Annotated in this window: 25 protein-coding genes; 18 read left to right on the forward strand and 7 right to left on the reverse strand. The window is 38.7% G+C overall.

Going from position 1 to position 25,375, the window contains the following annotated elements; all coding sequences use genetic code 11:
* The 3 genes from clpX to tig form a co-directional block, all read right to left on the reverse strand.
* A complete protein-coding gene (clpX, locus tag IMO47_RS04845; protein ID WP_196076509.1) occupies positions 1–1,311 on the reverse strand; it encodes an ATP-dependent Clp protease ATP-binding subunit ClpX in 1,311 nt (436 codons plus the stop codon).
* Between the two features lie 36 nt (positions 1,312–1,347).
* Positions 1,348–1,959 carry an ATP-dependent Clp endopeptidase proteolytic subunit ClpP gene (gene clpP / locus IMO47_RS04850; protein ID WP_196076510.1) on the reverse strand — a complete coding sequence of 204 codons (612 nt, stop codon included), beginning with the start codon at positions 1,957–1,959 and terminating at the stop codon, positions 1,348–1,350.
* A gap of 190 nt (positions 1,960–2,149) precedes the next feature.
* Positions 2,150–3,481 (reverse strand): trigger factor, encoded by a 1,332-nt coding sequence (gene tig / locus IMO47_RS04855; protein WP_196076511.1) that lies wholly within the window; start codon positions 3,479–3,481, stop codon positions 2,150–2,152.
* A gap of 433 nt (positions 3,482–3,914) precedes the next feature.
* Between tig and IMO47_RS04860 the strand changes: the two genes are divergently transcribed.
* The 10 genes from IMO47_RS04860 (at position 3,915) to rdgB (ending at position 14,727) form a co-directional block, all read left to right on the forward strand.
* Positions 3,915–6,140: a TonB-dependent siderophore receptor gene (locus IMO47_RS04860; protein WP_196076512.1), complete on the forward strand. Its 2,226-nt coding sequence runs from the start codon at positions 3,915–3,917 to the stop codon at positions 6,138–6,140.
* Between the two features lie 125 nt (positions 6,141–6,265).
* The gene (locus tag IMO47_RS04865; protein ID WP_196076513.1) at positions 6,266–6,949 is read left to right on the forward strand and encodes a Fe2+-dependent dioxygenase; all 684 of its coding nucleotides are present in this window, start codon (positions 6,266–6,268) and stop codon (positions 6,947–6,949) included.
* A gap of 46 nt (positions 6,950–6,995) precedes the next feature.
* Positions 6,996–8,096: an alpha-hydroxy acid oxidase gene (locus tag IMO47_RS04870; protein WP_196076514.1), complete on the forward strand. Its 1,101-nt coding sequence runs from the start codon at positions 6,996–6,998 to the stop codon at positions 8,094–8,096.
* 278 nt (positions 8,097–8,374) lie between these two features.
* Positions 8,375–10,072 carry a 2-isopropylmalate synthase gene (gene leuA, locus IMO47_RS04875; protein WP_196076515.1) on the forward strand — a complete coding sequence of 566 codons (1,698 nt, stop codon included), beginning with the start codon at positions 8,375–8,377 and terminating at the stop codon, positions 10,070–10,072.
* A gap of 396 nt (positions 10,073–10,468) precedes the next feature.
* A complete protein-coding gene (locus IMO47_RS04880) occupies positions 10,469–11,629 on the forward strand; it encodes a homoserine O-acetyltransferase (RefSeq protein ID WP_196076516.1) in 1,161 nt (386 codons plus the stop codon).
* Positions 11,629–12,222 (forward strand): methionine biosynthesis protein MetW, encoded by a 594-nt coding sequence (gene metW / locus IMO47_RS04885; RefSeq protein ID WP_196076517.1) that lies wholly within the window; start codon positions 11,629–11,631, stop codon positions 12,220–12,222. Before IMO47_RS04880 ends, metW begins: the two co-directional genes overlap by 1 nt.
* The gene (locus IMO47_RS04890; RefSeq protein ID WP_004830183.1) at positions 12,219–12,815 is read left to right on the forward strand and encodes a tetratricopeptide repeat protein; all 597 of its coding nucleotides are present in this window, start codon (positions 12,219–12,221) and stop codon (positions 12,813–12,815) included. The genes metW and IMO47_RS04890 overlap by 4 nt, the downstream gene beginning before the upstream one ends.
* Before the next feature lie 61 nt (positions 12,816–12,876).
* The gene (locus tag IMO47_RS04895; RefSeq protein ID WP_196076518.1) at positions 12,877–13,137 is read left to right on the forward strand and encodes a DUF4180 domain-containing protein; all 261 of its coding nucleotides are present in this window, start codon (positions 12,877–12,879) and stop codon (positions 13,135–13,137) included.
* A gap of 307 nt (positions 13,138–13,444) precedes the next feature.
* Complete coding sequence (locus IMO47_RS04900; RefSeq protein WP_227552210.1) at positions 13,445–14,029, forward strand: hypothetical protein; 585 nt, start codon at positions 13,445–13,447, stop codon at positions 14,027–14,029.
* Between the two features lie 74 nt (positions 14,030–14,103).
* Positions 14,104–14,727, forward strand: coding sequence for an RdgB/HAM1 family non-canonical purine NTP pyrophosphatase (gene rdgB, locus IMO47_RS04905; RefSeq protein WP_196076519.1), 624 nt, complete (start codon positions 14,104–14,106; stop codon positions 14,725–14,727).
* Between the two features lie 115 nt (positions 14,728–14,842).
* Here the strand turns inward: rdgB and IMO47_RS04910 are convergent, their stop codons facing one another.
* The gene (locus IMO47_RS04910; RefSeq protein ID WP_196076520.1) at positions 14,843–15,718 is read right to left on the reverse strand and encodes a permease; all 876 of its coding nucleotides are present in this window, start codon (positions 15,716–15,718) and stop codon (positions 14,843–14,845) included.
* A gap of 173 nt (positions 15,719–15,891) precedes the next feature.
* Here IMO47_RS04910 and tatA point away from each other — a divergent pair, with 173 nt between their 5' ends.
* The 4 genes from tatA to IMO47_RS04930 all read left to right on the forward strand — a co-directional run bounded on the left by tatA (position 15,892) and on the right by IMO47_RS04930 (position 19,938).
* Positions 15,892–16,116, forward strand: a complete 225-nt coding sequence (gene tatA, locus IMO47_RS04915) for a Sec-independent protein translocase subunit TatA (protein ID WP_004830191.1) — start codon at positions 15,892–15,894, stop codon at positions 16,114–16,116.
* Positions 16,117–16,133: 17 nt separating this feature from the next.
* Positions 16,134–16,601: a Sec-independent protein translocase protein TatB gene (gene tatB, locus IMO47_RS04920; RefSeq protein WP_196076521.1), complete on the forward strand. Its 468-nt coding sequence runs from the start codon at positions 16,134–16,136 to the stop codon at positions 16,599–16,601.
* On the forward strand, positions 16,598–17,380 hold the full coding sequence (tatC, locus tag IMO47_RS04925) for a twin-arginine translocase subunit TatC (protein WP_196076522.1): 783 nt from the start codon (positions 16,598–16,600) through the stop codon (positions 17,378–17,380). The genes tatB and tatC overlap by 4 nt, the downstream gene beginning before the upstream one ends.
* Positions 17,381–17,772: 392 nt before the next feature.
* Entirely contained in the window at positions 17,773–19,938 is a 2,166-nt protein-coding gene (locus tag IMO47_RS04930; RefSeq protein WP_196074564.1) for a PhoX family phosphatase, read from the forward strand.
* Positions 19,939–19,989: 51 nt separating this feature from the next.
* On the opposite strand, the gene IMO47_RS04935 is transcribed toward IMO47_RS04930, so the two are convergent.
* Entirely contained in the window at positions 19,990–20,772 is a 783-nt protein-coding gene (locus tag IMO47_RS04935) for an NRDE family protein (protein WP_196074565.1), read from the reverse strand.
* 94 nt (positions 20,773–20,866) lie between these two features.
* On the opposite strand from IMO47_RS04935, the gene lgt reads away from it, so the two are divergent.
* The 3 genes from lgt (at position 20,867) to IMO47_RS04950 (ending at position 22,529) form a co-directional block, all read left to right on the forward strand.
* The gene (gene lgt / locus IMO47_RS04940; RefSeq protein ID WP_196074566.1) at positions 20,867–21,685 is read left to right on the forward strand and encodes a prolipoprotein diacylglyceryl transferase; all 819 of its coding nucleotides are present in this window, start codon (positions 20,867–20,869) and stop codon (positions 21,683–21,685) included.
* Between the two features lie 86 nt (positions 21,686–21,771).
* Positions 21,772–22,158: a hypothetical protein gene (locus tag IMO47_RS04945; RefSeq protein ID WP_196074567.1), complete on the forward strand. Its 387-nt coding sequence runs from the start codon at positions 21,772–21,774 to the stop codon at positions 22,156–22,158.
* Positions 22,158–22,529 carry a hypothetical protein gene (locus tag IMO47_RS04950; RefSeq protein ID WP_196074568.1) on the forward strand — a complete coding sequence of 124 codons (372 nt, stop codon included), beginning with the start codon at positions 22,158–22,160 and terminating at the stop codon, positions 22,527–22,529. Before IMO47_RS04945 ends, IMO47_RS04950 begins: the two co-directional genes overlap by 1 nt.
* Positions 22,530–22,623: 94 nt before the next feature.
* Here the strand turns inward: IMO47_RS04950 and IMO47_RS04955 are convergent, their stop codons facing one another.
* Positions 22,624–23,151, reverse strand: a complete 528-nt coding sequence (locus IMO47_RS04955; protein ID WP_196074569.1) for a CHAP domain-containing protein — start codon at positions 23,149–23,151, stop codon at positions 22,624–22,626.
* A 404-nt stretch (positions 23,152–23,555) separates the two neighbouring features.
* Positions 23,556–24,353 carry a YwqG family protein gene (locus IMO47_RS04960; RefSeq protein ID WP_196074570.1) on the reverse strand — a complete coding sequence of 266 codons (798 nt, stop codon included), beginning with the start codon at positions 24,351–24,353 and terminating at the stop codon, positions 23,556–23,558.
* Positions 24,354–24,522: 169 nt separating this feature from the next.
* On the opposite strand from IMO47_RS04960, the gene thyA reads away from it, so the two are divergent.
* Positions 24,523–25,365, forward strand: a complete 843-nt coding sequence (thyA, locus tag IMO47_RS04965) for a thymidylate synthase (RefSeq protein WP_196074571.1) — start codon at positions 24,523–24,525, stop codon at positions 25,363–25,365.
* The last annotated feature ends 10 nt before the right edge of the window (positions 25,366–25,375 follow it).

Genomic DNA, 25,375 nt, shown 5'->3' on the forward strand with positions numbered 1-25,375 from the left:
TTAAGCCGATTTACTGTCTAAAACCTTTAGATCTACTTTTTCAACTTCATTGCTTTCTTGCTTGGGCTGTCGTTCAGGTTTGAACTGAGGTACAGCTTTGTCATTAATCACAGCTTCGTTGATGATGACTGTACCAATATCAGAGCGACTTGGTAAATCATACATCGTCTCTAGCAGAACGTTTTCCAGAATAGAACGCAGACCACGCGCACCTGTATTGCGCTCTAAAGCCTTTTTCGCAATCGCACGTAATGCAGAATCCTCAAACAGAAGATCAACATTTTCCATTTCAAATAAATATTGATATTGGCGTGTTAAGGCGTTTTTAGGCTCAGTCAGAATCTGCATTAGTGCTTCTTCATCAAGCTCTTCCAAGGTTGCAATCACAGGTAAACGACCAATAAACTCTGGAATTAAGCCAAATTTTACCAAGTCGGCTGCTTCAACCTGTCGGAACAATTCAGAGACTTTTTTAGTATCATCCTTATTCTTCACATCTGCATTAAAGCCGATTCCACCTTTCTCTTGACGTTGCTGCACCACTTTCTCAAGACCTGAGAATGCACCACCACAGATAAACAAGATATTGGCTGTATCCACTTGAATAAATTCTTGCTGTGGATGCTTACGCCCACCTTGAGGAGGAATGGATGCAACTGTACCCTCAATCATTTTCAACAATGCTTGTTGTACACCTTCACCAGAGACATCACGTGTAATTGACGGATTTTCAGATTTACGGGTAATCTTATCAATTTCGTCAATATAGATAATGCCTTTCTGGGCTTTCTCTACATCGTAATCGGCTTTTTGCAACAGTTTTTGAATAATGTTTTCAACATCTTCACCAACATATCCTGCTTCAGTCAATGTTGTTGCATCTGCCATTGCAAAAGGTACATCCAGTAGACGCGCCAGCGTTTGCGCAAGTAATGTTTTCCCCGAACCTGTTGGTCCAATCAGCAAAATATTACTTTTCGCAATTTCAACCGCATCTTTAGGCTTATGTCCAGTTTGAGCAACTTTCAAACGTTTGTAATGGTTATATACTGCCACTGAAAGCGTTTTCTTCGCAGTATCCTGACCAATCACATATTGGTCCAAAGCCGCACGGATTTCATGGGGCTTAGGCAATGGACGTGATGCCCAATCGCCAGTTTCCACTTGCTGACTCGTTTGCACTAAGTCTAGACATACATCCACACATTCATTACAAATATATGCGTCCTCGCCTGCAATCAGCTTACCGACTTCAGACTGCGTTTTACCGCAAAATGAACAATGCTTTTGTCCTTGAGGAAGATCGGACATTTTCACTCCAAATTCTTAAATCGTATCTATAAATGCTTAGTTTTGTGGTCGTTTACTTAATACCTGATCCACTAAACCATATTCTTTTGCTTGCTGTGCGGTCATGAAATTATCACGATCTGTATCTTTAGCAACAGTTTCGTAATCCTGACCACTATGTTCAGCCATTAAACGGTTTAAACGTTCTTTGATGAATAGAATTTCGCGCGCATGGATTTCAATATCCGATGCCTGACCACGGAAACCGCCTAATGGTTGGTGAATCATCACACGGGCATTTTCCAGGCAATAACGTTTACCTTTCGCACCTGCATTCAATAAGAATGCACCCATTGATGCTGCCTGCCCCATACAATATGTCACAACATCAGGCTTGATAAACTGCATGGTATCGTAAATTGCCATCCCTGCAGTCACAGATCCACCCGGCGAATTGATATATAAATGGATATCCTTGTCTGGATTTTCAGCTTCTAGAAACAACATCTGCGCAACGATAAGATTCGCCATGTTATCTTCAACTTCACCCGTTAAGAAAATCACACGTTCACGTAAAAGACGCGAAAAAATATCGAAAGAACGCTCACCGCGTGAAGATTGTTCTACGACTACTGGCACTAAAGCGCTTTCAATTGATGGAACATACATACGTTATTTATTCCTGAATTTTTGTTACGTCACTCATGTTCACAATATGAGGGATAATTGCTGAAAATGCAAAATATTCCCAACTAAATATCCGATATTTTTTGCATAAGTATTGTGAACAGATTGACTAAGCCAATGTTTAAACTCATAAAAAAAAGGCGCCAAAGCGCCTTTTTCAACATCAAACAGCTTAGCCTTGTTGACGTGCTTGTTGCTCTTTTAACAAATCTTGGTAGCTTACAGCTTCATCAGTCACTTTAGCGCTAGCCAAGATGTGATCAACCACTTGATCTTCTAACACAACGCCTTCAATTTGAGCACGTTGTTGCTTGTCATTTTTGAAATATTCAATCACTTCAGCTGGATCTTCATAAGAAGAAGCCATATCTTCGATATAAGCATCAACACGAGCTTGATCTACTTCAAGTTTAGCATCAGCCAATACTTTACTCACAAGTACGCCAAGCTTCACTGCTTTTTCTGCTTGCTCTTTGAACAATTCATCTGGAAGCATGCTGCTGTCAAATGCTTTTGCACCTTGAGCACCAAACTGCTGAGTAAATTGTTGGATCATTTGTTGACGTTGACGGTCAATTTCTTGAGCCAACATAGACTCAGGAACTTCAACTTCGTTTGCCGCAACCAGTGCATCAAAAGTTGCACCTTTCACTTGGTTACGCAAACCATTTTTCACTTCACGTTCCATGTTTTTGCGAACGTCAGCTTTTAATTTTTCAACGCCTTCTTCTTCAGTTAAACCAAAGATTTTTAAGAATTCAGCATCAATTTCAGGAAGTTTTTGTTTTTCAACAAGTTTAACTGTGATTTTGAATTGAGCAGCTTTACCAGCCAAGTTTTCAGCTTGGTAGTCTTCAGGGAAAGTAACATCAATCACTTTCTCTTCACCTTTCTTCATACCAACGATACCGTCTTCGAAGCCAGGGATCATACGACCAGAACCTAAAACAAGTTTAAAGTCTTCAGCAGCACCGCCTTCAAACTTTTCACCATCAACAGTCCCTTCAAAGTCGAAAGTCACTTGCATGTCTTTCTTCGCCATGCCTTTAGTTTCAGTCCACTCAGCGCGCTGCTTTTGAAGGTTTTCAAGCATTACCTCAACATCTTTGTCTGTCACTTCAGATGATTTACGAGAGACTTCAAGACCATCAAATTTAACTTCAACTTCAGGGTAAACTTCAACAGTTGCTTGATAAACTAATGCATCATCTTTATTTTCAACTTTGTCGATATTTGGCATACCAACAGCATTGATTTTTTCTTGTTGAATCGCTTCGAATACTGTGTCACGAATAATATCATTGACAACTTCTTGATAAATACCCGCGCCGTACTCACGACGTACAACATTTACTGGCACTTTACCTTGACGGAAGCCGTTAATCTTCACAGTTTTAGCAGTGCGTTTCAAGCGAGCTTCAAACTGCTCGTTAATACGGCTCGTCGGTACAGATACATTTAAACGACGGGCAACGCCCGAAACCGCTTCAGAAGTTACTTGCATGGCTTCCTCGATAGAATTTAATAATTACAGTTTTTAAAAAAGTGCCACATTATATGACAACATTTAAATATATACAAAATACCTGTGTAAATCATTTTATTTCGATGATTGTTATTGCCTTTATGCTCATATTTTAAACAACAAAAAAACAAATCAATTGATTTCTTATGCTCGATTACATTTTGATGAATTTACCTAAGTCTAAAGTCCTATTCACAATCACTTCATTTTTTTTACATCTTGAAATATTGAGGAGATATTATTAAATTTATTTTTTTCATATGATTAGGCTAAAATTTCCAATAAGACTAATTTATTTTTACTTAAAAACTCTTTAACTCAATCGACAAATACAATAACAAATAGATGCATAAAAAAATAAGAATCATTATTATTCGCATACAAATTTGCACTACTCTTTGTGAGTTAAAGTATGTCATTTATCAAATCACGCAAAAAAATTGTTTCTACAGCAATTGCTTCATCACTTTCTGTTATTGCTACGTCAGCCATTGCTCAGGACGAAATTGCAAAACTGCCAACAATTAAAGCGCAAGCAACTGCAGAACAAAGTTTAAAAGTAGATGAATCTGCCAATAAAAAATTCGTTGCTCCACTTCTCGACACTCCTAAGTCGGTATCAGTTATTTCAAAAAAACTCATTGAAGATACGCAAGTCACCACACTTGCCGATGCACTTCGTACTGTGCCAGGAATTACTTTGGGAGCTGGTGAAGGTGGCAATCCAAATGGTGATCGTCCATTTATCCGCGGATATAATTCTGAAAGTTCAATGTATGTAGATGGGGTTCGTAATTCGACCTCACAAAACCGTGAAATGTTTGCTGTAGAACAAGTTGAAGTAACTAAAGGTTCTGCATCATCATTCGGGGGTGCTGGCTCTGTCGGTGGTAGCGTCAACATGATTTCTAAAGTCGCAAAAAAAGGTGACTTTCTAGAAGGTTCCGTGGCTGGTGGTACAGACAATTACCAACGTATTACTCTAGATGGCAATAAAGATTTTGGTAATGGCATTGCTGCACGTGTTGCAATCATGGGGCATCAAAATGAAAAAGCTGGTCAACATGATGGTGCGGAATATAAACGTGCGGGGATTGCACCCAGTATTACTTTTGGTTTAGACACGCCAACTCGTGCAACATTGAGTTATTATTATTTAAAATCAGATGATACACCTGATTCAGGTGTACCATATAACTATGATGCTTCCAAGAAAGCAACTTTTGGAAAACCTGTAGATGTTAAACAAGGCATTTACTATGGATTACATGATCGTGATTTCCAAAAACAAGAAAATCAAATTGGTACGATTAAATTAGAACATGATTTAAACGAGAATTTAACGATTACCAATACTGCTGTATATAATAAATCAACAAACGATTATCTTTGGACTCAACCCGATGATTCAAAAGGTAATGTATTAAATGATAAAGTTTGGCGCCGCATCAATTCACGTATTACTGATACGGATATTTTCACAGATCAGCTGGCATTGACAGGTAAGTTTAATACTGGAGAAATCAAGCATAAATTTAATGTGGGTGCTGAGTACAGTGATCAAAAATCAGACAAAGGCAGTTACACAATCACCTATCCCGGTTATACAGGTACCACGACTGGTGGTTTTAACAGCGATTGTAAAATCAATGATGCATGGTGTACTTCTCTAACCAATCCAAATTCAAAAGAACAATGGTTAGGTTCAGCGACTGCAAATCGAAAGACAACTACAACTACAACAAAAGTGACCTCAATTTATCTACTCGATAATATTGAATTTAACCCACAGTGGTTACTCGATTTAGGTGTTCGTTGGGACAAATTTGACACTGAACAAGTTACAAATGCTACAGGTCTAAAGCTTGAAAACAATAAAGATTTTTTCACTTATCAAGCTGGACTAACATTTAAACCAATGAAAAATGGTTCAATTTATGCCAGCTATGCAACATCTGCCAACCCAGTGGGTGTAGATGGTGGTGATGGTTCCGAAGCAATTGGTCAAGCTTATATGGATTTAAAACCAGAAGAAGCACGTACCTATGAACTTGGGACAAAATGGGATTTCCTCGATGAACGCTTAAACTTGACTGCTGCAGTATTCCGTACTGAAAAACAAAATACCCGTATTCAATTAGATGCTGGCACCTATACCAATGGCGGCGAAAGTAAAGTGGATGGTATTGAATTGACCGCAACAGGTAAAATCACGGACAAATGGGACATAACTGCTGGATATTCTTATCTAGATAGCGAACAAACCAACCCAGGTCCATCATGTACTCGTGCTGGCGTTTGTACATATCCAAATGCGGCAAAAGGCAAACAACTTCCAAACGTTCCTAAAAACAGCGCAACACTTTGGACAACATACCAAGTCCTTCCGCAGTTAACTTTAGGTGCAGGGGCTTTAGCGATGGACAAGGTTTATGGCGATGCTGCCAATACCAAGTTTGTTCCAGGCTATGTTCGTTATGATGCAATGGCACGCTACAATGTTAACAAAAATGTAGATTTGCAATTAAATCTAAATAACCTTTCAGATAAACGCTATTTTACTAAAGCTTATGCATCACACTATGCTACAGAAGCGGAAGGACGTAGTGCTGTACTTTCATTGAACTTTAAATATTAATTCAACGAAATAAATCCAGCATAATTTTATGGATTTCATTTAAATAATATAGAATAGTCTCTTCCAAGAGGCTATTTTTCTTTGTATACAAGACTCAAGTATTTATTGAAGCAAAAGGATTAGAGATGATTCACCATATTCCTCATGTACTGAGTAAAGAACAAGTCTTGTATTTTCGAAATGAAATGCAGAGTGCAGCTTGGGTGAATGGTCAATCTACCACAGGCTCTTTGTCGAAAAACGTAAAACAAAATCAGCAACTCCCTGAAAATCATCCATTAACTCAACAATTAGGCAATATCATTCTTGAAGCTTTAGGAAATAATTCTATTTTTCTATCAGCAGCATTGCCCCTAGAAATTTTACCGCCCTACTTCAACCGCTATGAAAATAATGAGTCCTTTGGTTTTCATGTCGACAACTCGATTCGTAATATTCGAGGTACTCAGCAACGCATTCGTACAGATCTTTCTTGTACTGTGTTTTTGAGTGAGCCAGAAGAATATGAAGGCGGTGAATTGGTCGTTGAAGATACATATGGTTATCACGAAGTTAAACTTCCAGCTGGCGATATGATCCTTTACCCTTCGACCAGCGTACATGAAGTAACACCTATCACCCAAGGTACACGAATCGCTTCATTTTTTTGGGTTCAGAGTATGATCCGTGATGATGCTAATCGTCATATGCTGTTTAATCTGGATCAAAGTATTCAGCGTTTAAGAATTGAGCTCAGTGATCAACATCCAGAAGTGGTCAAACTCACCAGCCTATATCATAATCTTATACGTAAGTGGGCTGAGCTTTGAAAGCGATTGCTTTAATCATGTCTATATTTAAATGACAGGGTCATCCATGAATAAAAACATTCTTCCTCCTCTCTCTCAAATTCCTCCCCATTTACAGACTATTGCTGATTATGAAAAACAGGCTGAACTGCACTTGGCTGAAAATACCTGGCACTATCTTCAAGGGGGAGCGATGGATGAGCAAAGTGTCCGAGACAATATAGAACAATTTAAAAAAATTCAACTCATCCCCAGATTACTGAATGATCTAACTCACGGTTCAACACAATGTAAAATTTTAGAAGAAACATTTCCTCATCCGATATTTCTTGCTCCGATTGGACATCAGCAACTGTTTCATCCAGAGGGTGAAGCAGCAACAGCCCTCGCCGCTGAGGTACTCGGAAGTAACATGCTGCTCAGCACATTTACCAATACCGATATGCGCTCAATCAAAAAAGAAAACCCTTTGAAATGGTTTCAACTGTATTGGCAAGGTGACCGAGAAAAATCACTCGCTTTAGTGCATCTAGCACAACAACAAAACTTTAAGGCAATTGTGATTACCGTGGACTCTCCACATACAGGTATTCGTGACCGTGAGCGCCGTGTGAACTTTCAGCTACCTGAAGCGATGCAGCATCCACATACGCCGACACACATTCCTTTGCCAGAAATCACTGACAATCAACATCCTGTTTTTCAAGGCTTAATGCAGATTGCTCCGAAATGGGAAGATATTGAATTTATCATAAGGCATACATCCCTGCCTGTAATTTTAAAAGGTGTCCTACATCCACTTGATGCTCAAAAAGCAGTCAATATTGGGATAAAAGGACTGATCATTTCCAATCATGGTGGACGGGTACTTAACACCTCCATATCCCCCCTCAAAGCACTGGAAAAAATTCGCAAAGTTGTACCTACCGACTTTCCCCTGCTTTTAGATGGCGGGATTCGTCGTGGTACAGATGTCTTTAAAGCATTGGCTTTAGGTGCCGATGCAGTGCTGATCGGACGTCCTGCAATCTATGGATTATCTGTTGCGGGCGCTTTAGGCGTAGCACATGTTATCAAGATTTTGAAGGAAGAATTCGAAATCACCATGGCATTAATGGGAACTGCTACCGTAAATGAAATCAATCAAGAATATATTTTTCAAGATTGAGTCATTCAAAGGAAATTTTTCTCTCAACTGATATTTTTTGTGCAAATTAAGGAAATTATTTCCAAGATAACTGTTTTAGAATTAATCTCAAGTTAAACCATTTGCAAGTCTTCAGTGTTTAGATTTATATCGTGATATCCACGTTTGAATTTATGAAAATTTACATTATTTTCACCATAAAAATACTTGTAAATTGAACAGATAGACACAATCTATATTTGTAGTAAGTTGCCTTTACCCAAGAAGCGAGCAACGACAACTACACAAGGAGTTCCCTCATGATGTTGGCTGATCCAAGTAAAAAATACCGTCGCATGTACCAACGTGTAGACTTGCCTGACCGTCAGTGGCCAAACAAGGAAATCAATAAAGCGCCGATTTGGATGAGTACCGACCTCCGTGATGGTAACCAAGCAATTTTTGAACCAATGAACATTGAACAAAAATTTAAAATGTTCCAAATGTTGGTCAAAATTGGCTTTAAACATATTGAAATTGGTTTTCCTTCAGCATCTCAGATTGATTTTGATTTCACACGTAAATTGATCGAAGAAGGTCATATTCCTGATGATGTTTATATTGAAGTTTTAGTACAGGCACGTGATCATTTGATTGCACGTACCTTTGAATCTTTACAAGGTGCTAAACGTGCCATTGTTCATATCTATAACTCAAATTCGCCGACCTTCCGTAAGAAAGTGTTAAATGTCGATGTGAATGGTGCCAAACAGTTGGCCATCAATGCAGCAAGCAAAGTCAAGGAATACGCAGCAAAACAACCTGAAACCGAATTTATTTTCCAATACAGCCCAGAATGCTTTACCGCGACTGAATTAGAAGTGGCAAAAGATGTCTGTGATGCCGTAACAGAAATTTGGGAAGCTTCTCCTGACAATAAAGTGATCTTAAACTTGCCTGCAACTGTGGAAGTATCTGGTCCACATGTCTATGCTGATCAAATTGAATGGATGCATCGTAATTTAGCCCGTCGTGATGGTGTGATCATTTCAGTTCACTGCCACAATGACCGTGGTTGTGGTATTGCTGCATCTGAGTTGGCAATCATGGCGGGGGCTGATCGAGTCGAAGGTTGTGTATTTGGAAATGGCGAACGTACAGGTAATGTCGATGTCGCTGCAATTGCATTAAACATGTATACCCAAGGTGTTGCTTGTGAATTAGATTTTTCCAATATCAATGAAATTATTGCGACTATAGAAGAATGTACAGGTTTGCCAGTACATCCGCGTCATCCATATGCGGGGGATTTAGTATTCACTGCGTTCTCGGGTTCACATCAAGATGCGATTAAAAAAGGCTTTGAATTCCAAAAAGATGAAGAAATCTGGGATATGCCTTATTTACCCATCGATCCTAAAGATTTAGGTCGTGACTATGATGCTGTCATCCGTGTCAACTCACAATCTGGTAAAGGTGGTATTGCGTACTTATTAGAATCAAACTACAACGTCGTGTTACCGCGCCGCTTACAGATTGAGTTCTCACAAATTGTGCAACAAGTTGCCGATGAAGAAGGTGTCGAAGTTTCAGCACAACAGATCTGGACTCTATTCAAAGACACTTATGTTTCTGCAAAAGATGCTCATTATTCAGCGAAAAACTACAGATTATCGGATGAAAATGGCAATCAGGTCATTGAGCTTGATGTTGTAGTGAATGGTGAAAGTCAACGCTTACGCGGCGAAGGCAATGGTCCAATTTCCGCTATTTTAAACGCGCTTCAATTACCGATTGATGTCTTGAACTATGAAGAACGCAGTATCAGTTCTGGTGCGCATGCAAAAGCTTTGGCATTAATCGAACTTCAAGTTCAAGGTACAGGCAAATCAGCATTTGGTGCAGGTGTCCATGACAACATCGTGACCTCATCTATTGAAGCGATTATTGCAGCGACCAACCGTTTAATTGATCAAGGTGTACTCAGCACAGATCAAGTAATTGCTGCTGCCGTATAAGCTATATCAATTAAATGACTTTAGAAAGGATACCCCCTAATGGTATCCTTTCTTTTATCTATTGATATTGATTGATGTTACGAATCAAAATGTTTTGATGATCCCTATCATCAAAATGTGCATTGAAAATGCCTTAACAGCGATAAGCGACATTTCACAAACTATGTTTTATTGATCCTGCCAACAGATTGCAAAACAAAATCTGAGTAAAATTAAAGTACTGGCTGAAGGATCATCACATAAGACATTGAGATCTATTCGTCACACCAGCGCTATGGTCATATACAGTTGAAAAATCACTTTCGTATCATTCATTTATTAGCAATAATCATGATAATGTAGGTATTCGTAACATCAGTTTATTCTTCTTCCTAAAATTTAAGGCGAACATTTCCAGTGTCTTTTCCAGCTGATTCAGTGGGGCTTGTTACTCCACAAAAGTTTGAATTTGAAGAACCGTTAGAACTTGAATGTGGTCGAGTATTGCCACGCTATGAAATCATGGTGGAAACATACGGTGAGTTGAACACGGACAAGTCCAATGCAATTCTTATTTGTCATGCGCTTTCAGGGCATCATCATGCTGCGGGTTATCATCATGATGACGATAAAAAAGCAGGTTGGTGGGATGCCTGTATTGGACCAGGAAAAGCTATTGATACTTCAAAATTCTTTGTTGTCGCCTTAAACAATATTGGTGGTTGTAGTGGTTCAACAGGTCCCACATCACCTAATCCGGAAAATGAAAACCGACCTTATGGTCCCGACTTTCCTTTAGTGACTGTCCGTGACTGGGTAAAAACTCAAGCTCTTCTCTCTGATCGTTTAGGCATACAGGTTTGGTATGCGATCATTGGTGGCTCATTAGGTGGTATGCAAGCTTTACAATGGTCTGTCGACTATCCTGACCGTTTACAGAAATGTGTAATTATTGCCAGTGCACCCAAGCTTTCTGCCCAAAATATCGCTTTTAATGAAGTCGCTCGTCAGTCCATTTTGTCTGATCCAGACTTTCATAACGGCCGTTATCTGGAATTAGATAGTTATCCAAAGCGCGGCTTGATTTTGGCGCGTATGGTTGGGCACATTACCTATCTTTCAGAAGAAGCCATGAAGCAGAAATTTGGTCGTGATTTAAAATCTGGCAAATTTATGTACGGTTTTGATGTTGAGTTCCAAGTAGAAAGCTATTTACGCTATCAAGGTGAACAATTTAGTCGTAACTTTGACGCCAACACTTATCTAATTATGACTAAAGCCTTGGATTACTTCGATCCTTCTCGCGAATACGAACAATCATTAACCAAAGCATTGTCCAATACCAAATGTCGCTTTTTAGTGGTGTCATTTACAACGGATTGGCGTTTTAGCCCAGAACGTTCTCAAGAAATTGTCAATGCATTGATTACAAATCAAAAACCAGTAAGTTACCTAGATATTGATGCAGAACAAGGTCACGATTCTTTTCTATTCCCGATTCCGTTGTACGTCAAATCCTTACGTGCATTTTTAGGTGGTACCGAACACCTCAATTCAACACCTAAGGAGGCTGTGTAATGCGTATTGACCAACAATTGGCTGAAAAATGGATCAATGCTGGTGCAAGTGTGCTCGATTTAGGTTGTGGTGATGGTGAATTATTGTCACAAATGAGCAAAAAACAGCAAATTCATGCTTATGGACTAGAAATTGATCAAGAAAAGATTGCAATTGCTGTCAGCAAAGGGTTAAATATTATACAACAAGACTTAAACCTCGGTTTGGGACGCTTTGCTGACCAGTCTTTCGACTATGTCGTCATGGCACAAGCGTTGCAAGCTGTAGATGCACCTGATGTGCTTCTGCGCGATATGGTGCGTGTGGGGAAACAAGCAATTATTACGTTTCCTAATTTTGCGTATTGGAAAACACGTTCATTCCTTGCGCTGAAAGGAATGATGCCTGTTTCTGATGCCTTACCGTATATGTGGTACAATACACCTAACATCCACTTATGCACTTTTCGCGATTTTGAAGCCTTATGTGCTGAAAATCAGATTCAAATTATTGATCGACTCGCTGTAAATGGGAACCAACAAGGGAGCTTTTTAAGTAAAACTGTCCCGAATTTGTTCGGCGAAGTCGCTATTTATCGAGTGAGCGCTCTATGAAGAAATTATTATTAGGCAGTACATTATTTTTTGGGCTGCTCAGTATTCAAGCCCATGCGGACTATGTACCGCAGCAGCAACAATCTGTTTCAGCAATGGCAGCCCAATATGCACATATGAATGTTTCAGATTTACAGAAAGCAGCAAAAGCCGGGCAACCGGCAGCACAGTTTTATTTAGCGACACATTTCCAAGCCGGTACCGGTGGTGTATCTAAAGATCTGAAACAGGCATTTACATGGTTTAAAGCAGCAGCTGATCAAGGTATCTCTGCGGCTCAGTTAAATGTGGGTCGTATGTATGCGGACGGTTTGGGCGTTGCTAAAAATGAAACGTCTGCACGCCAGTACTTTGAAAAGGCAGCAAGCCACGGCGATAATCGTGCGAGCTTTAATCTTGCTGTAATGGAAGAACAAAAGAAAAACTATATGGGTGCATACCAATGGTATGAGCTTTCCACACGTGATGGCATGTTGGACAATAAAGTTATTAACATGTCTCAAAGTAAAAAAACTGCTTTGGCTGCGAACTTGACTCAAGATCAAATCCGTACAGCTACACAACGTGCAGATCAATGGATTCAAGCTCAATAAGCTTGAAAATATTTTAAAGCACCCTCGGGTGCTTTTTTTATGCAACAACGGGGAGTTGCCAATGACATATATGGTCCAACTTTTTCATGGCACACGAATTTTAATTATTCCTCAAAACGAGCTTACGGCTTATTCACTACACAATATCAATGACCTGTTGAGTTTGGCATTTGTGGAAAATACTGAAAAATATACTCACAACAGTAAAGCACTCACAGATTTTGTTTACGAATCAAATCATGAAAAAGCATGCTGGTTTATAGCAAATCATGTTGAATTGGAGCATAAACTCAAAGCAGAATTAAAAAACTCGTTTAAGTAGATACCCCCTCATGCATAACAAGGCTCATTTCAATCAGCAATGATGGTCATACATTTGAATACTTGAATAGGCGTTCAACATCATGCAAAAACGCTTCAGGTCGGGTCATGAACAAAAGTCAAATGCTGGATGCACTTTTAAATGATCTAGACACAGATATGATTCATGCATAAGACTTCGATCTACAGCAACTCTCTGCTCATAGTGCTTTGTTGACTTGCCTCAGCTATCAAGTCGACACCAATACTCAAGTAAAATATAATTCGGCTTTACGCACTTCAATCTGGGTAATGAATGATCAGCAAGTATGGCAAATGATTTTTCATCAAGGCACACTCTGCTTGTCAGCCATCTGATTGAGGTCACAACAAGTATGCGAAACATGGATAAGAAAAACTATTATGCTTCACGTCGGCAAATCCTGCCACTATCAATTTTTACAGGTATTTTTGCATGCCCATTTTGGTTTGCTACCCTACTCTTCACTATTGAACTATTTGAATTTAAGTATGGTATTAAAAGTCTTTTTTTGATTATTTTGATCGCATTATTGGGAAGTTTTTCATATTTCTTGAGTCGAAAAGCCATTTTAATATTTAAAAATCAATCTCCTATTCTGGTTTTAACGCAAGATAAAATCCAAACCATCGAATTCAAAGGCAGAGGCGTCACTAAGAAAGAAGTTTTTTTGCGTGATATTGCTCAAGTAGAACTCAAAAAAACATTATTAGACCGTCATTATTATTTACGCTTGATCATGAAAGACCGAAGTATTCAAAAGCTCAATCTTGGCTTAGGGCTGATGCATAATAATGACATTTTTGATCTTAAACATTCACTAGACCATTACATCCCGCCTAAAGCTAAAACTTATCCAATGATCGATATATGATGATCAAATTTAGCCATATTTAAAACCACAGATTCAGTTAAAATAAGCTCATTTTAACTTTCTGAGTTTGGATCATGTCATCTAAAGATTGGTTATCCCAAGGAACTCTGGTACTTGCCAGTAATAACAAAGGCAAGATTGCTGAATTTGAAAAACTGTTTGCGGAATTGGCATTACCTGTGGATGTAATTCCTCAAGGTCAACTGAATATCGAAGATGCAATTGAAGATGGTTTAAGCTTTATTGAAAATGCAATTATCAAAGCACGTCATGCAAGCCGTATTTCGGGTAAACCTGCGATTGCAGATGATTCTGGGATTTGTGTTCCTGTATTAGGTGGTGCGCCAGGAATTTACTCAGCACGCTATGCAGGTGAACATGGTGATGACGCAGCAAATAATGCAAAACTACTTGAAAACCTCAAACCTTTGCGCAAAGCGAATCAAGTGATTGAAGGCATGTTTGTCTGTGTTTTGGCATTGGTTGAGCATGCCGATGATCCTTTACCGCAGATCTTCCAAGGTATTTGGCAAGGGGAAGTACTAGAACAAGCCCGTGGTGAAAACGGCTTTGGTTATGACCCTCTCTTCTGGTTACCAGAGCTTGGGATTTCCAGTGCAGAAATGAGCAAAGAAGACAAAAATAAAATCAGTCATCGTGGTCAAGCAATGCAGTTATTTAAAGCCAGTTTGAAATAGCATTTATTTCGTAGATTCCTCCCCCTTCTTTTAAAGCGGGAGGAACACCATGAATAGACGCAAAAATTCATGATGATGTCTTCAAAGTCCATCTAAATTAAAAAAAGAAGGAAAACTATAAAAAATGAATCAACACGCCATATAAGACACATACTACACAACTGACGATGGTTCCCGAAGCAATATACTTTGCGGAAACGCCAGTGCCTTGATAATGCGTTTCCAATGCCACAATATTAGCGGCAGGTGGCAAACAAAAGAGTAAGAACATCACGCCAATATAATCATGAATTTGTGGAACAGGTAAAAAGAAATAGACCAAACCACACAGTATAAGCCCACAACACAGTTTCAGTATTGCAAGTCGGGTACTGATCATTAAATCATCCATATGCACTTTGGTTTTTCTTAACCACATTCCCAATACGCACATCCCAGTGAAGCTCATGCTCCATTTAGAGGCGTTATATATCCAATCTACCCATTGTTGGGTTTGAAATTGTTGCACATCAAAACAGCGTAAAAGTCCTGCAATGATCAATGCAATCACAGGTGGTGATTGGAGCACTTTTTTGAAGAGCAAGGTTTTAGATTGTGGCTCAGAACTGACAGAGGTTACAGCCCATGAATTGCCAAAAATCGAAACACCAATATACAGTGGAATCATTGCCATACTATGCTCAGCGCCAAAAATTGCCAAAGCAATGGGAAAGCCCAACCACGCCATATTCGTATAACTAAAACACAGTGATGCCAAGCGATCTTTAGAACGTTTTAAATAAACAAAAAAAAGGATAAAGCAGGAGACAAAAGCAAATAGAATTAAAGCAATACTGCCCGATTTATAAAAAACCATATTGTAAACGATGACAATCGGAATAAAGACACGTGCCAGCAATAAGGACATCATCGTCTTTAAATTGACTGAAAATTTGCTATTCGCCAGTATTAACCCACAAATAAATGACAGAACTGGAAATAACAAAGCCACAATATATCCCTTATTCTCAAATCATGATCATACTAGCACTTTCCAAAATCGATAGCGTTTAACATCGCAAAATATTTCAAAAATATTTTCTGTCTTTAAATTGAAATATTAATGTCACTTTTCTGTCACGGATAACTGTTGTTATAGCTCTAAATAAAATAGGAGTTAAAACTATGGCTGGATTATCGATTTGGCACGTACTGATTTTTGCAATCGTTGTGATTTTATTATTTGGTACGTCGAAACTGAAAAATTTAGGTAAAGATGTGGGTGGTGCAGTAAAAGATTTTAAGAAATCAATCAAAGATGAAGAAGCGACTCAGGCTTCAATCACTGAAACTCGTACACTAGAACATCAAACGACCAATACTGATGTGAATTCTACTGTAAAGCACTAATCGGTGAGGCGTAGATCATGTTAGATGTTGGATTTTCAGAACTGTTAGTTTTCGGGATCATTGCACTGTTGGTATTGGGACCCGATAAGCTTCCTGAAGCTGCTCGTTTTGCTGCCAAATGGTATAGTAAATTTAAACGAGCGATCACAAGTGTCCAAAATGATATCGATCGTGAGTTACGTCTTTCTGAATTTAGAGAACAGATGCAACAAGAGATGCAGAAGATCCAAGAACTTGAACAAAAAATGCAGGCTCAGATGCAAGAGTTACAACAACAAAAAATTGCGATAGAACAAGAAACCCATGCAGAACAGTCAGGTCAACAAAATCCTTTTGCAACATATCATTACCACAAACTGGATACCCAAGTTCCTTATATTTATATGTCAAAAAATTGGTTAAATCAGCAAAGTTGCATAATGACCACTTCACAGATTATTCCCATTGAAACAGTAACCATTCCAAAACTGAAGGTGGCGGTATGACAGATTCACTCGCACCTCAAGTACAAGACAACGCATCAACAGATCGTCCGCCTTTGGATGCAATGCCGATTACACAGCACCTGATGGTGTTACGTAAGCATTTATTTAAAATTGTCGGGGCGCTCATCCTGATCTTTTTTTGTTTATTGCCTTTTGCCAACAAGACCTATATTGCCCTCTCAGAGCCTTTGAGAAAACAATTGCCGGCAACATCCACCATGATTGCTACGGATGTTACTGCAACATTTATGGCACCGTTTAAGTTGAATTTTTTTATTGCGCTGATGCTGGCAATGCCCTTTATTATTTATCAACTTTGGGCATTTATTAAACCTGCCCTGTACGAAAAAGAAAAAAATCTGGCATTCCCGCTGTTATTTGGCAGCATTATTCTGTTTTATTCGGGTATTGCATTTGCCTATTTCATTGCTTTGCCGTCAATTCTACATTTCTTCATCAGTGTCTCACCTGAAACCGTTGCACCAATGACCGATATCAATAGTTATCTCAGTTTTTGCTTAAAACTATTCTTGGTGTTTGGCGTGACTTTTGAAATTCCAATTATTACTTTAGTTTTAATTCTTATTGGCTTCGTAAGCACAAAAACATTGGCCGAAAAACGTCGTTTTATTGTGGTGGGCTGCTTCTTTATCTCGATGTTCATTACCCCGCCAGACGCTATCTCAATGATTATGTTAGCCATCCCAATGTGGATGTTGTTTGAACTCGGCTTGTTGCTCGGTAAAATGATTGAAAAACGTAAAACTGTAGCTGTCTAAATCACAAGAATAAAAACATATTCAACACTCAAATGGCTTTTTAAAGCCATTTTTTATTTTCAAAATTTATCTGATCAGCTCTTTATAAAAAAGATATATCACTTGATTTTTATTACTCATATTTAAAAAAATTTGATTAAAATTTAGTGAATACGGATATTTAACCCTCTACTTATTCTCACAATAAAATATACAACATGTTTTTAAATCATGATTAAACAATAAATTAATCTAGAATTATCTTTTTATGACAGTCCTATGACTTTCTTAAACTAATATTAAATTTAACCAATATTAAATATAAAAGTAAGAGATTTTACATATTAGTCCGCTATGTTTTTAAGCTTGTTCAAAATCATATTTAATCAAGAGTTAAAGCTATAGGGAATCTTATGTCAGACCTCACGCCATATCATGAAAATCAAGAGTTAGACAACAATACTTCAAATAACATTCATTTCCGCGATATTTTAGAACAACGGATTTCTCGTCGCAGCCTAATTACAAAAACAGCCAGTGGTGCAGCAGCTTTAGCTTTGGCATCTAGCTTAACAGGTTGTAATGATGACAATGACCATCAATCAAATGCCGACAGCTCAATTAAAAAACCCGAAAAGCTCAGTTTCACACCTGTTGCAAAGAATCTCAATGATATCGTTACTGTTCCGGCGGGCTATGAAGCCAATGTACTTTATGCACTAGGTGATCCACTTATGCAAAACATTGCTGAATGGGATGATAATAATGTCCCATCAGGCGTAAGCTTTACTGCACGTTCAGGAGACTGTCATGATGGGATGAGCTATTTTGGCTTAAATTCCAGTACAGCCAAATATGATGCCAAAGCATCAAACCGTGGTTTATTGGTCATGAATCATGAATACATCAATCAAACCTTTTTGCATCCTAAAGGCGCGACCAAAGTTAATGGTCGTCGCCCAGAAGATGAGGTTATTCGTGAAATGAATGCACACGGCGTATCCATTATCGAATTAAAAAAAGATGCCACTACTCAAAAAGTAGAAGTTGTTAAAAGCTCACCATTTAATCGCCGTATTACCGCATCTACAGTGATGGACTTTGCAGGGACAGTTGCAGGTTCAGATTTGATTAAAACCAAATATTCACCTACGGCCAAGCAGACACGTGGTACACATAATAACTGCGGTAATGGTTATACACCTTGGGGAACCTATCTCACCACAGAAGAAAACTTTATTGGGTATTTTGTACGTAATAAGGGAGATGATTCAAAACGTTCCGCTTCAGAAATTATTGCACTCAATCGCTATGGCTTAAAAGATGGTGCAAGTTCTCGTTATGGTTGGGAAACTGCAATTGGTGCAATTGAAAGCCAAGATTTATATGATCGCTGGAATTCATCAACAATCGCAGAAACAGCAGATAAAGATTACCGAAACAGTGCCAATACCTTTGGTTGGATCGTTGAAATTGATCCGTTTGATAGTCGTTCAAACCCCGTTAAACGTACATCTTTAGGTCGTTTTGCGCATGAAGATTGCCGTGCCAGCCGTTTAATCGAAGGCGAGAATTTGGCCTTTTATATGGGTGACGATTCACGCGGTGAATACATTTATAAATTTGTATCGGATGCCAAATGGGATGCCAAAGATGTAAATGGTGGTTACCGTGCTGGCGATAAATATATGAACAGTGGCAAACTTTACGTGGCTCAGTTCAATAGCGATGGTACGGGTAAATGGATAGAATTGGCATATGGAAAAAATGGTTTAAATGACAGCAACACGATTTACCCATTTAAATCTCAAGCTGAGGTGACCACATTTGCTCGTCTTGCCGGCGATGCCGTCAAAGCAACTAAAATGGACCGTCCAGAATGGGTTGCAGTAAATCCTGAAAATGGTGAAGTCTATGTTACGCTCACCAACAACTCAAATCGTGGCACAACACATGCTTTAGATGCTGCCAATCCAAGAAACTATAGTGATCCTGAAGGCGGTAAAGGCAATGTCAATGGTCATATTATCCGCTTCCATGAGAAAGACAATAAAACCACAGCGGAAAGCTTCACTTGGGATATTTATCTATTTGGTGCTGAAGCAAAAATGGCGAGCAACATTAACCTTTCAGGTTTAAATGATAATAACGACCTATCTTCCCCAGATGGCATGTGGTTTGATCCACGTGGTGTTCTTTGGATTCAAACCGATGATGGTGCCTATACCGATACCACAAACTGTATGATGCTTGCCGCGTTGCCAGGCAAAGTGGGCGATGGTGCAAAAGCAGTCACTTCATCGGGACAGGAAACCATTGTCGGTAAGCAAGTGACCGATGAGAATCTGCGTCGTTTCCTTACCGGTCCGAAGCAATGTGAAATTACGGGTGTAACCATGACACCAGACTACAAGGCGATCTTCATCAATGTTCAACACCCTGGTGAAGATTCACCAAGCTATGATAAACCGTCAAGCCATTGGCCCGCTTCCCAGAAAGATGCAAATAATAAAGTTGCTCGTCCACGTTCAGCAACTGTCGTGATCACACGCAAAGATGGCGGCGTCATCGTCGGTTAATCAACAGTATCTTGTTTTAAAAGCCATACAGGTTTCGGTCTGTATGGTTTTTTATCTTTCAATATTACACTTAATTTCCACACATTCCCCAACATGTTCACCTTGTTGTGTTTTTTCGATCCAATCTATCTTCTTATGCCCAATTCTCAAAAAATTTGAACAACGGGTTCCATATATGGGACTTTGAATAAATGTTGAAGACAATAATGCTTCCATATCTGCATTGATCCCTGTGTTAGGAAGTAAATCCGGAATAACTTTACGCTCATCTTCCAAAATATCCCAGACAGCATGCTGTAAATCTGATTCAGGAATAGCATCAACTTGTAGCATAGGTAAAAATTCTTGAGTAAAACGTTTACGAAGGTGTCTGGTTTTCTCCCAATCATCAGACATTAACCCATTAGAAACCACAAATACGCCTTGAGATAAAACCTGAGGGGCTTCACCACGATTGCTCATGTAAACGGCTTGATGTTGATCACCTATAAATAGATTAAAACCTGCATAATCTCGCTGGCGCTGTTCAAGCGCTTGAGCAAAACGGATGGGTGTTTGCTTCGATTCTAAAAAATTTTGCACCAAATCACCTCGGGTGGTGGGATAAATCTTTTTATCCGCACCATCACGATAATTAGTGACGATCGCCCATCGCCCCTGAGGAGTAACTCCCATCCATGTTCCACCTGACTGCAGATCTTGTCCGGCAATAATTGGACGATCCAGCCACTGTTGTAATTGAGTACTTGGACGGTGATAGAACTCATCACGATTGGAGATCAAACATACAGGTAAGTCATCTAAAACCTGCCAAGCCAATGCCACAATACACATAAAACACATTCCATGAAGTTTACACATTGAATGTACAACATTTTTAATATCTTTCAGCTAAAATCTGTGCAAAATAGAAAATCAAGGATTAGGAATGCTCACCTACCCGAATATTGACCCGGTTGCGATATCACTGGGTCCAGTCAAAGTTCATTGGTATGGACTCATGTACCTGCTGGCATTTTTGTGTGCCTGGGGGCTTGCCAATTATCGTGCCAAACAACGCGATCACTGGAATGCCGAAATGGTTTCTGATCTGGTGTTCTATGGCGCACTTGGTGTCGTTTTAGGTGGTCGTATCGGTTATGTCCTGTTCTATGAATTCGATAAATTCTTAGCAGACCCAATCTGGCTATTTAAAGTCTGGACAGGTGGCATGAGTTTCCATGGTGGATTCCTTGGTGTAATGATTGCCATGCTGCTGTGGTGTCATAAATATAAAAAGACTTGGTTTGAAACTCTTGATTTTATAGCACCTTGTGTACCCACAGGCTTAATGTTCGGTCGTATTGGCAATTTTATTGGCGGTGAGTTGTATGGTCGTCAGGTATCTGATCCTAACTTTGCTTTAGGTATGATTTTTCCAACCGACCCACTGCATTTAGTTCGCCATCCTTCACAAATTTATCAAGCATTATGTGAAGGACTGTTGCTGTTCCTGATTCTATGGTTCTATAGTGCCAAACCACGTCCACGTTATGCCGTTTCTGCAATCTTCTTAATGGGATATGGTTGTGCGCGTTTCTTTATGGAATTTTTCCGCGAACCAGATGCAGATCAGGGCTATATCTTGTTTGGTTGGATGACCAAAGGACAAATCCTTTCATTCCCAATGATTCTAGTAGGGTTATGGATGATTTGGTATGCGTACCAAAAGAAAATTTTCGATTGGGGACCACAAAAAAACACTTAATCATTTCGTTTTAAGTTTAAAAAGGTGAAGCTATGCTTCACCTTTTTTATGCTAAATTAGAAAGGTCCAATTTTAATGAAATTACTATGCTTGAATTTTGGTTTGATCCTAAAGTCTCAATCACCAAGAAATTAATTTTCTTCATCTTATCGGCAATCCTCAGTATTGGGTTGTATTGGTATCAACCTTTAACAACCGATAATATTTTGCTTTTTGCAGGCACAGGAATTATTTTTTTGATCTGTCGGTACTGCAAAATCCATTTTGCTGCGAAAAATCCAACTGGACTATTCTATCGTTTATTGACATGGATTCCCTTAGCCTTGCTCTTGGTATTGATTTTCAAAAATATGAATCATGGTGAAATTTTAATTCCGGGTGCACAAGGCATCGGTTTTATGGTTTTGGCAGTATGTATTTTTTCGCCTTTGTCCTTGCTCAATAAAAACACATCACAATCCGTGTCTAAATAATGTTAGATTTTTGGTATTCCTCACGTTGTACCCGTGAAATCAAGTTGATCAGCTCAATCTTGACCTGTGCAATCATTTACTCTTGTGCTTCGATTGAAAAGTTAAACCCTATTTTCACAGTCGCGTGTCTATTATTGGGTGTATTGATTCATATTCTGTTCCAATTGCGCTTGAAACTTTCCGTAGCTCAACCAAATAGACAAGACTTTAAAATTATTTTTTCTATTGTCCCGATTTTCGGTTTGTTGCTGATTTTGTTTTTATTGCCGCCATCACATAAATTATGGACATCCATTCAAGCAGCGGGTTTTACTGCATTGGGTCTATTTATTGTATCGATCTATCAAAATCGCGCTAAACGATTTAAATAACACTCATCCAATCAAAAATACCCAATACAAAAGCAAACGAATGATTTCAAACTTGCTTCTGTATTGGGTCTTTTGAGAAAAGTGGGCGAGTCAACTAGGCTTCAAGACGATAATATTCATATGTCACATTCGGATCTTTATAAACATCATAACTACGTTGTCTGAAATCAGAAACCCATTGTGTGCCTGTAAAACCTGCTATATGACCATAGCGATGCCGGCTTGTACTGTTGATGATATAAATATCACCTTCCTGAGGATTATCAAAATCTGGGCGTATTTGCTTATAACCAATTTCTGTCAGGGTTGAACCCCAATCCGATGCTGCTACAGGATGATCAGAAAAACGGGCACCTGCTGACTCTAGCGCAATCCGCACATATCTTGCACAGCGGTGTGCTGTGGTGCTTCTCGACATGCTGACAAGTTTTTCAGTGAATTTACTAATATCGATTAGACTTTCTTTCTTAAACGCTTCGGTTTGATTTTTAAAATTTTCAAAGGCTTTGCTTTTTAAGTATTCTTCTGGTCGAAAATTATTATTTTGATTTTCCGATCGAATCTGAATATGAACCGTGGGATTCACGTATTCATTCATATTAACATTATGGTCGTAAATCATGTACTGTCCTCAAACTGCCCTTTTGAATTGATTCAAACCACCTTGTTTAAACCAATAACAACTTTTCACAAGCCATGAATACTAATCAGCAAATCTTAAAATGTAGACTTAAAACATGTAAAAAAATATGTAAGTGTTAATAAATCTCATTTATATGCTTTCAACTTACTGAAACTCTTGAAATTACCTTAAAGTTTATAGGGATTTGTTTGGATAAAAAATAATCAACACTAATAAAATCAGCCGTATTGGTAAAACTTTTCCTTAATCTATTCAACATATTAAACTGTCAATTTAGTCACATTTTTTATATTTTATTTAACTTATATCCTGCTGAACTATTGAGCGGATGACTTAAAAAAGCTGATGTAAAGACATCAGCTTGGTCGCTCATCAGAAAATGCTTAATAGCAATCCCAATTGTAAACAACTTTGGAAAAATCTCTTTTGGCGAGATCATCGGGATGGATAAAGAAATTTCCCACCCCTGAATCTCCCCACATGATATCTACCTCACCCGCATCATCTGTATCAATCTGCAGTAACAACACATAGTCTTGAATCGATGCGTTGTATTCACGTGGGTCTGTTTGGGTAAAGAAGGGATAGCCACCTAAACGATGCCCATTTGCTGAAATAACTTCGGTATATTGATCACAAAAATCTTCCTCATCATCTCTGTCATAAGGATCTGTCACTTTTTCAGCAAAATCAAAGTTATTCATATCGATATAACTTTCAGATTTCTCAAACTGAATTGCAGCTTGACCTGAAATAGGACTATAAATGTCAGCTCCATCAAAGCTTGGAAAATCAGTTTGTAAATTTGCAGAATCTTGTTCAACGCTGTCATGAAAAATGATTTTAAAGCCATCTTGCTTTTGTTGATCATCAAAATTCATACCATATAAATCATCATGTGGATTGATAAAAAATTGCAAAATCCCAGACTTCGGATAAATATGATTTTCAGGTAATTCCGCAAAATTAATCTGTGCCAACAGTTGTAGATTTTCACCCTCTGAACTTTGTGGATATTGCTGTGCTGAAGGTAAATAAGGATTCCCACCGACTTTGCTCTGCCAAATTTCTAAATTCTCAGCAGCCTGCAATGATATTTCGATGCTGTCTTTTTTAGTTGCGGCAATTTGTTGTTTATATGCCTGCAAAGCTGCTGGAAGTTCATTCAAATTTATACTCATTTTAAAATTCTCTAAATATTCGATTAAAGTCACAAACAGAAAATAATCTTTGTTAAAAACAAAGTCAGATTAGTATAAACTCTGAGACTATTCAAAAGTATTACGAATGGACCATGGTGCGACATAATCTGTCATTTGCATCATCAACCATTCTCAAATTGGAACTTCTATGAAAGCGTATTTAGACCTTCTACAACATATCCTAGACAATGGCGGTGACAAAGGTGATCGTACAGGTACAGGTACTCGTTCTGTATTCGGTCATCAGATGCGTTTTGACTTGTCCAAAGGCTTTCCTCTGCTCACGACTAAAAAAGTTCATTTCCGCTCGATTGTGGTGGAATTATTGTGGTTCTTAAAAGGCGACACCAACGTTCAATATTTACAAGACAATAAAGTATCAATTTGGGATGAATGGTCAACTGCGGAACAAACAGCCCGTTTTGGTCGCCCTGAAGGAGAACTTGGACCTGTTTATGGTCACCAATGGCGTAATTTTGGCGCAACTCAAAAAGACAATGGTTTATTTGAAAATGATGGCTTTGACCAGATCAGCTGGTTAGTCAATGAAATTAAGACCAATCCAAACTCACGTCGCTTGATTGTATCGGGTTGGAACCCAAAAGAAGCAGGTAACGTTGCTTTGCCCCCATGCCACACTTTATTTCAGTTCTTTGTTCAAGATGGAAAACTCTCCTGCCAACTCTATCAACGTAGTGCTGATGTTTTTTTGGGTGTGCCTTTTAATATTGCCAGTTATGCATTGCTTACGCATATGATTGCACAGGTCTGTGGTCTAGGTGTAGGGGACTTTGTCTGGACAGGTGGTGATACTCATTTATATGTAAACCACTTTGAACAAGCAAAATTACAATTAACGCGTGAACCACTACCGTTATGTCAGCTTAAACTTAACCCTGAAATTCAAGATATTTTTGATTTCAAATTTGAAGATATTGAAATCGTGGGTTATGAATCCCATGCTGCAATTAAAGCCCCTGTTGCTGTGTAATTTTTAATAA

This window comes from Acinetobacter sp. Res13-Abat-PEC15-P4-01, from assembly GCF_015676285.1.
Taxonomy (GTDB): Bacteria; Pseudomonadota; Gammaproteobacteria; order Pseudomonadales; family Moraxellaceae; genus Acinetobacter; species Acinetobacter nematophilus.

Coding starts and splice junctions, on each gene's coding strand:
- clpX (WP_196076509.1), bottom strand. CDS start 1,311: ATGTCCGATCTTCCTCAAGGACAAAAGCATTGTTCATTTTGCGGTAAA.
- clpP (WP_196076510.1), bottom strand. CDS start 1,959: ATGTATGTTCCATCAATTGAAAGCGCTTTAGTGCCAGTAGTCGTAGAA.
- tig (WP_196076511.1), bottom strand. CDS start 3,481: ATGCAAGTAACTTCTGAAGCGGTTTCGGGCGTTGCCCGTCGTTTAAAT.
- IMO47_RS04860 (WP_196076512.1), top strand. CDS start 3,915: ATGTCATTTATCAAATCACGCAAAAAAATTGTTTCTACAGCAATTGCT.
- IMO47_RS04865 (WP_196076513.1), top strand. CDS start 6,266: ATGATTCACCATATTCCTCATGTACTGAGTAAAGAACAAGTCTTGTAT.
- IMO47_RS04870 (WP_196076514.1), top strand. CDS start 6,996: ATGAATAAAAACATTCTTCCTCCTCTCTCTCAAATTCCTCCCCATTTA.
- leuA (WP_196076515.1), top strand. CDS start 8,375: ATGATGTTGGCTGATCCAAGTAAAAAATACCGTCGCATGTACCAACGT.
- metW (WP_196076517.1), top strand. CDS start 11,629: ATGCGTATTGACCAACAATTGGCTGAAAAATGGATCAATGCTGGTGCA.
- IMO47_RS04890 (WP_004830183.1), top strand. CDS start 12,219: ATGAAGAAATTATTATTAGGCAGTACATTATTTTTTGGGCTGCTCAGT.
- IMO47_RS04895 (WP_196076518.1), top strand. CDS start 12,877: ATGACATATATGGTCCAACTTTTTCATGGCACACGAATTTTAATTATT.
- IMO47_RS04900 (WP_227552210.1), top strand. CDS start 13,445: ATGGCAAATGATTTTTCATCAAGGCACACTCTGCTTGTCAGCCATCTG.
- rdgB (WP_196076519.1), top strand. CDS start 14,104: ATGTCATCTAAAGATTGGTTATCCCAAGGAACTCTGGTACTTGCCAGT.
- tatA (WP_004830191.1), top strand. CDS start 15,892: ATGGCTGGATTATCGATTTGGCACGTACTGATTTTTGCAATCGTTGTG.
- tatB (WP_196076521.1), top strand. CDS start 16,134: ATGTTAGATGTTGGATTTTCAGAACTGTTAGTTTTCGGGATCATTGCA.
- tatC (WP_196076522.1), top strand. CDS start 16,598: ATGACAGATTCACTCGCACCTCAAGTACAAGACAACGCATCAACAGAT.
- IMO47_RS04930 (WP_196074564.1), top strand. CDS start 17,773: ATGTCAGACCTCACGCCATATCATGAAAATCAAGAGTTAGACAACAAT.
- IMO47_RS04935 (WP_196074565.1), bottom strand. CDS start 20,772: ATGTGTATTGTGGCATTGGCTTGGCAGGTTTTAGATGACTTACCTGTA.
- lgt (WP_196074566.1), top strand. CDS start 20,867: ATGCTCACCTACCCGAATATTGACCCGGTTGCGATATCACTGGGTCCA.
- IMO47_RS04945 (WP_196074567.1), top strand. CDS start 21,772: ATGCTTGAATTTTGGTTTGATCCTAAAGTCTCAATCACCAAGAAATTA.
- IMO47_RS04950 (WP_196074568.1), top strand. CDS start 22,158: ATGTTAGATTTTTGGTATTCCTCACGTTGTACCCGTGAAATCAAGTTG.
- IMO47_RS04955 (WP_196074569.1), bottom strand. CDS start 23,151: ATGATTTACGACCATAATGTTAATATGAATGAATACGTGAATCCCACG.
- IMO47_RS04960 (WP_196074570.1), bottom strand. CDS start 24,353: ATGAGTATAAATTTGAATGAACTTCCAGCAGCTTTGCAGGCATATAAA.
- thyA (WP_196074571.1), top strand. CDS start 24,523: ATGAAAGCGTATTTAGACCTTCTACAACATATCCTAGACAATGGCGGT.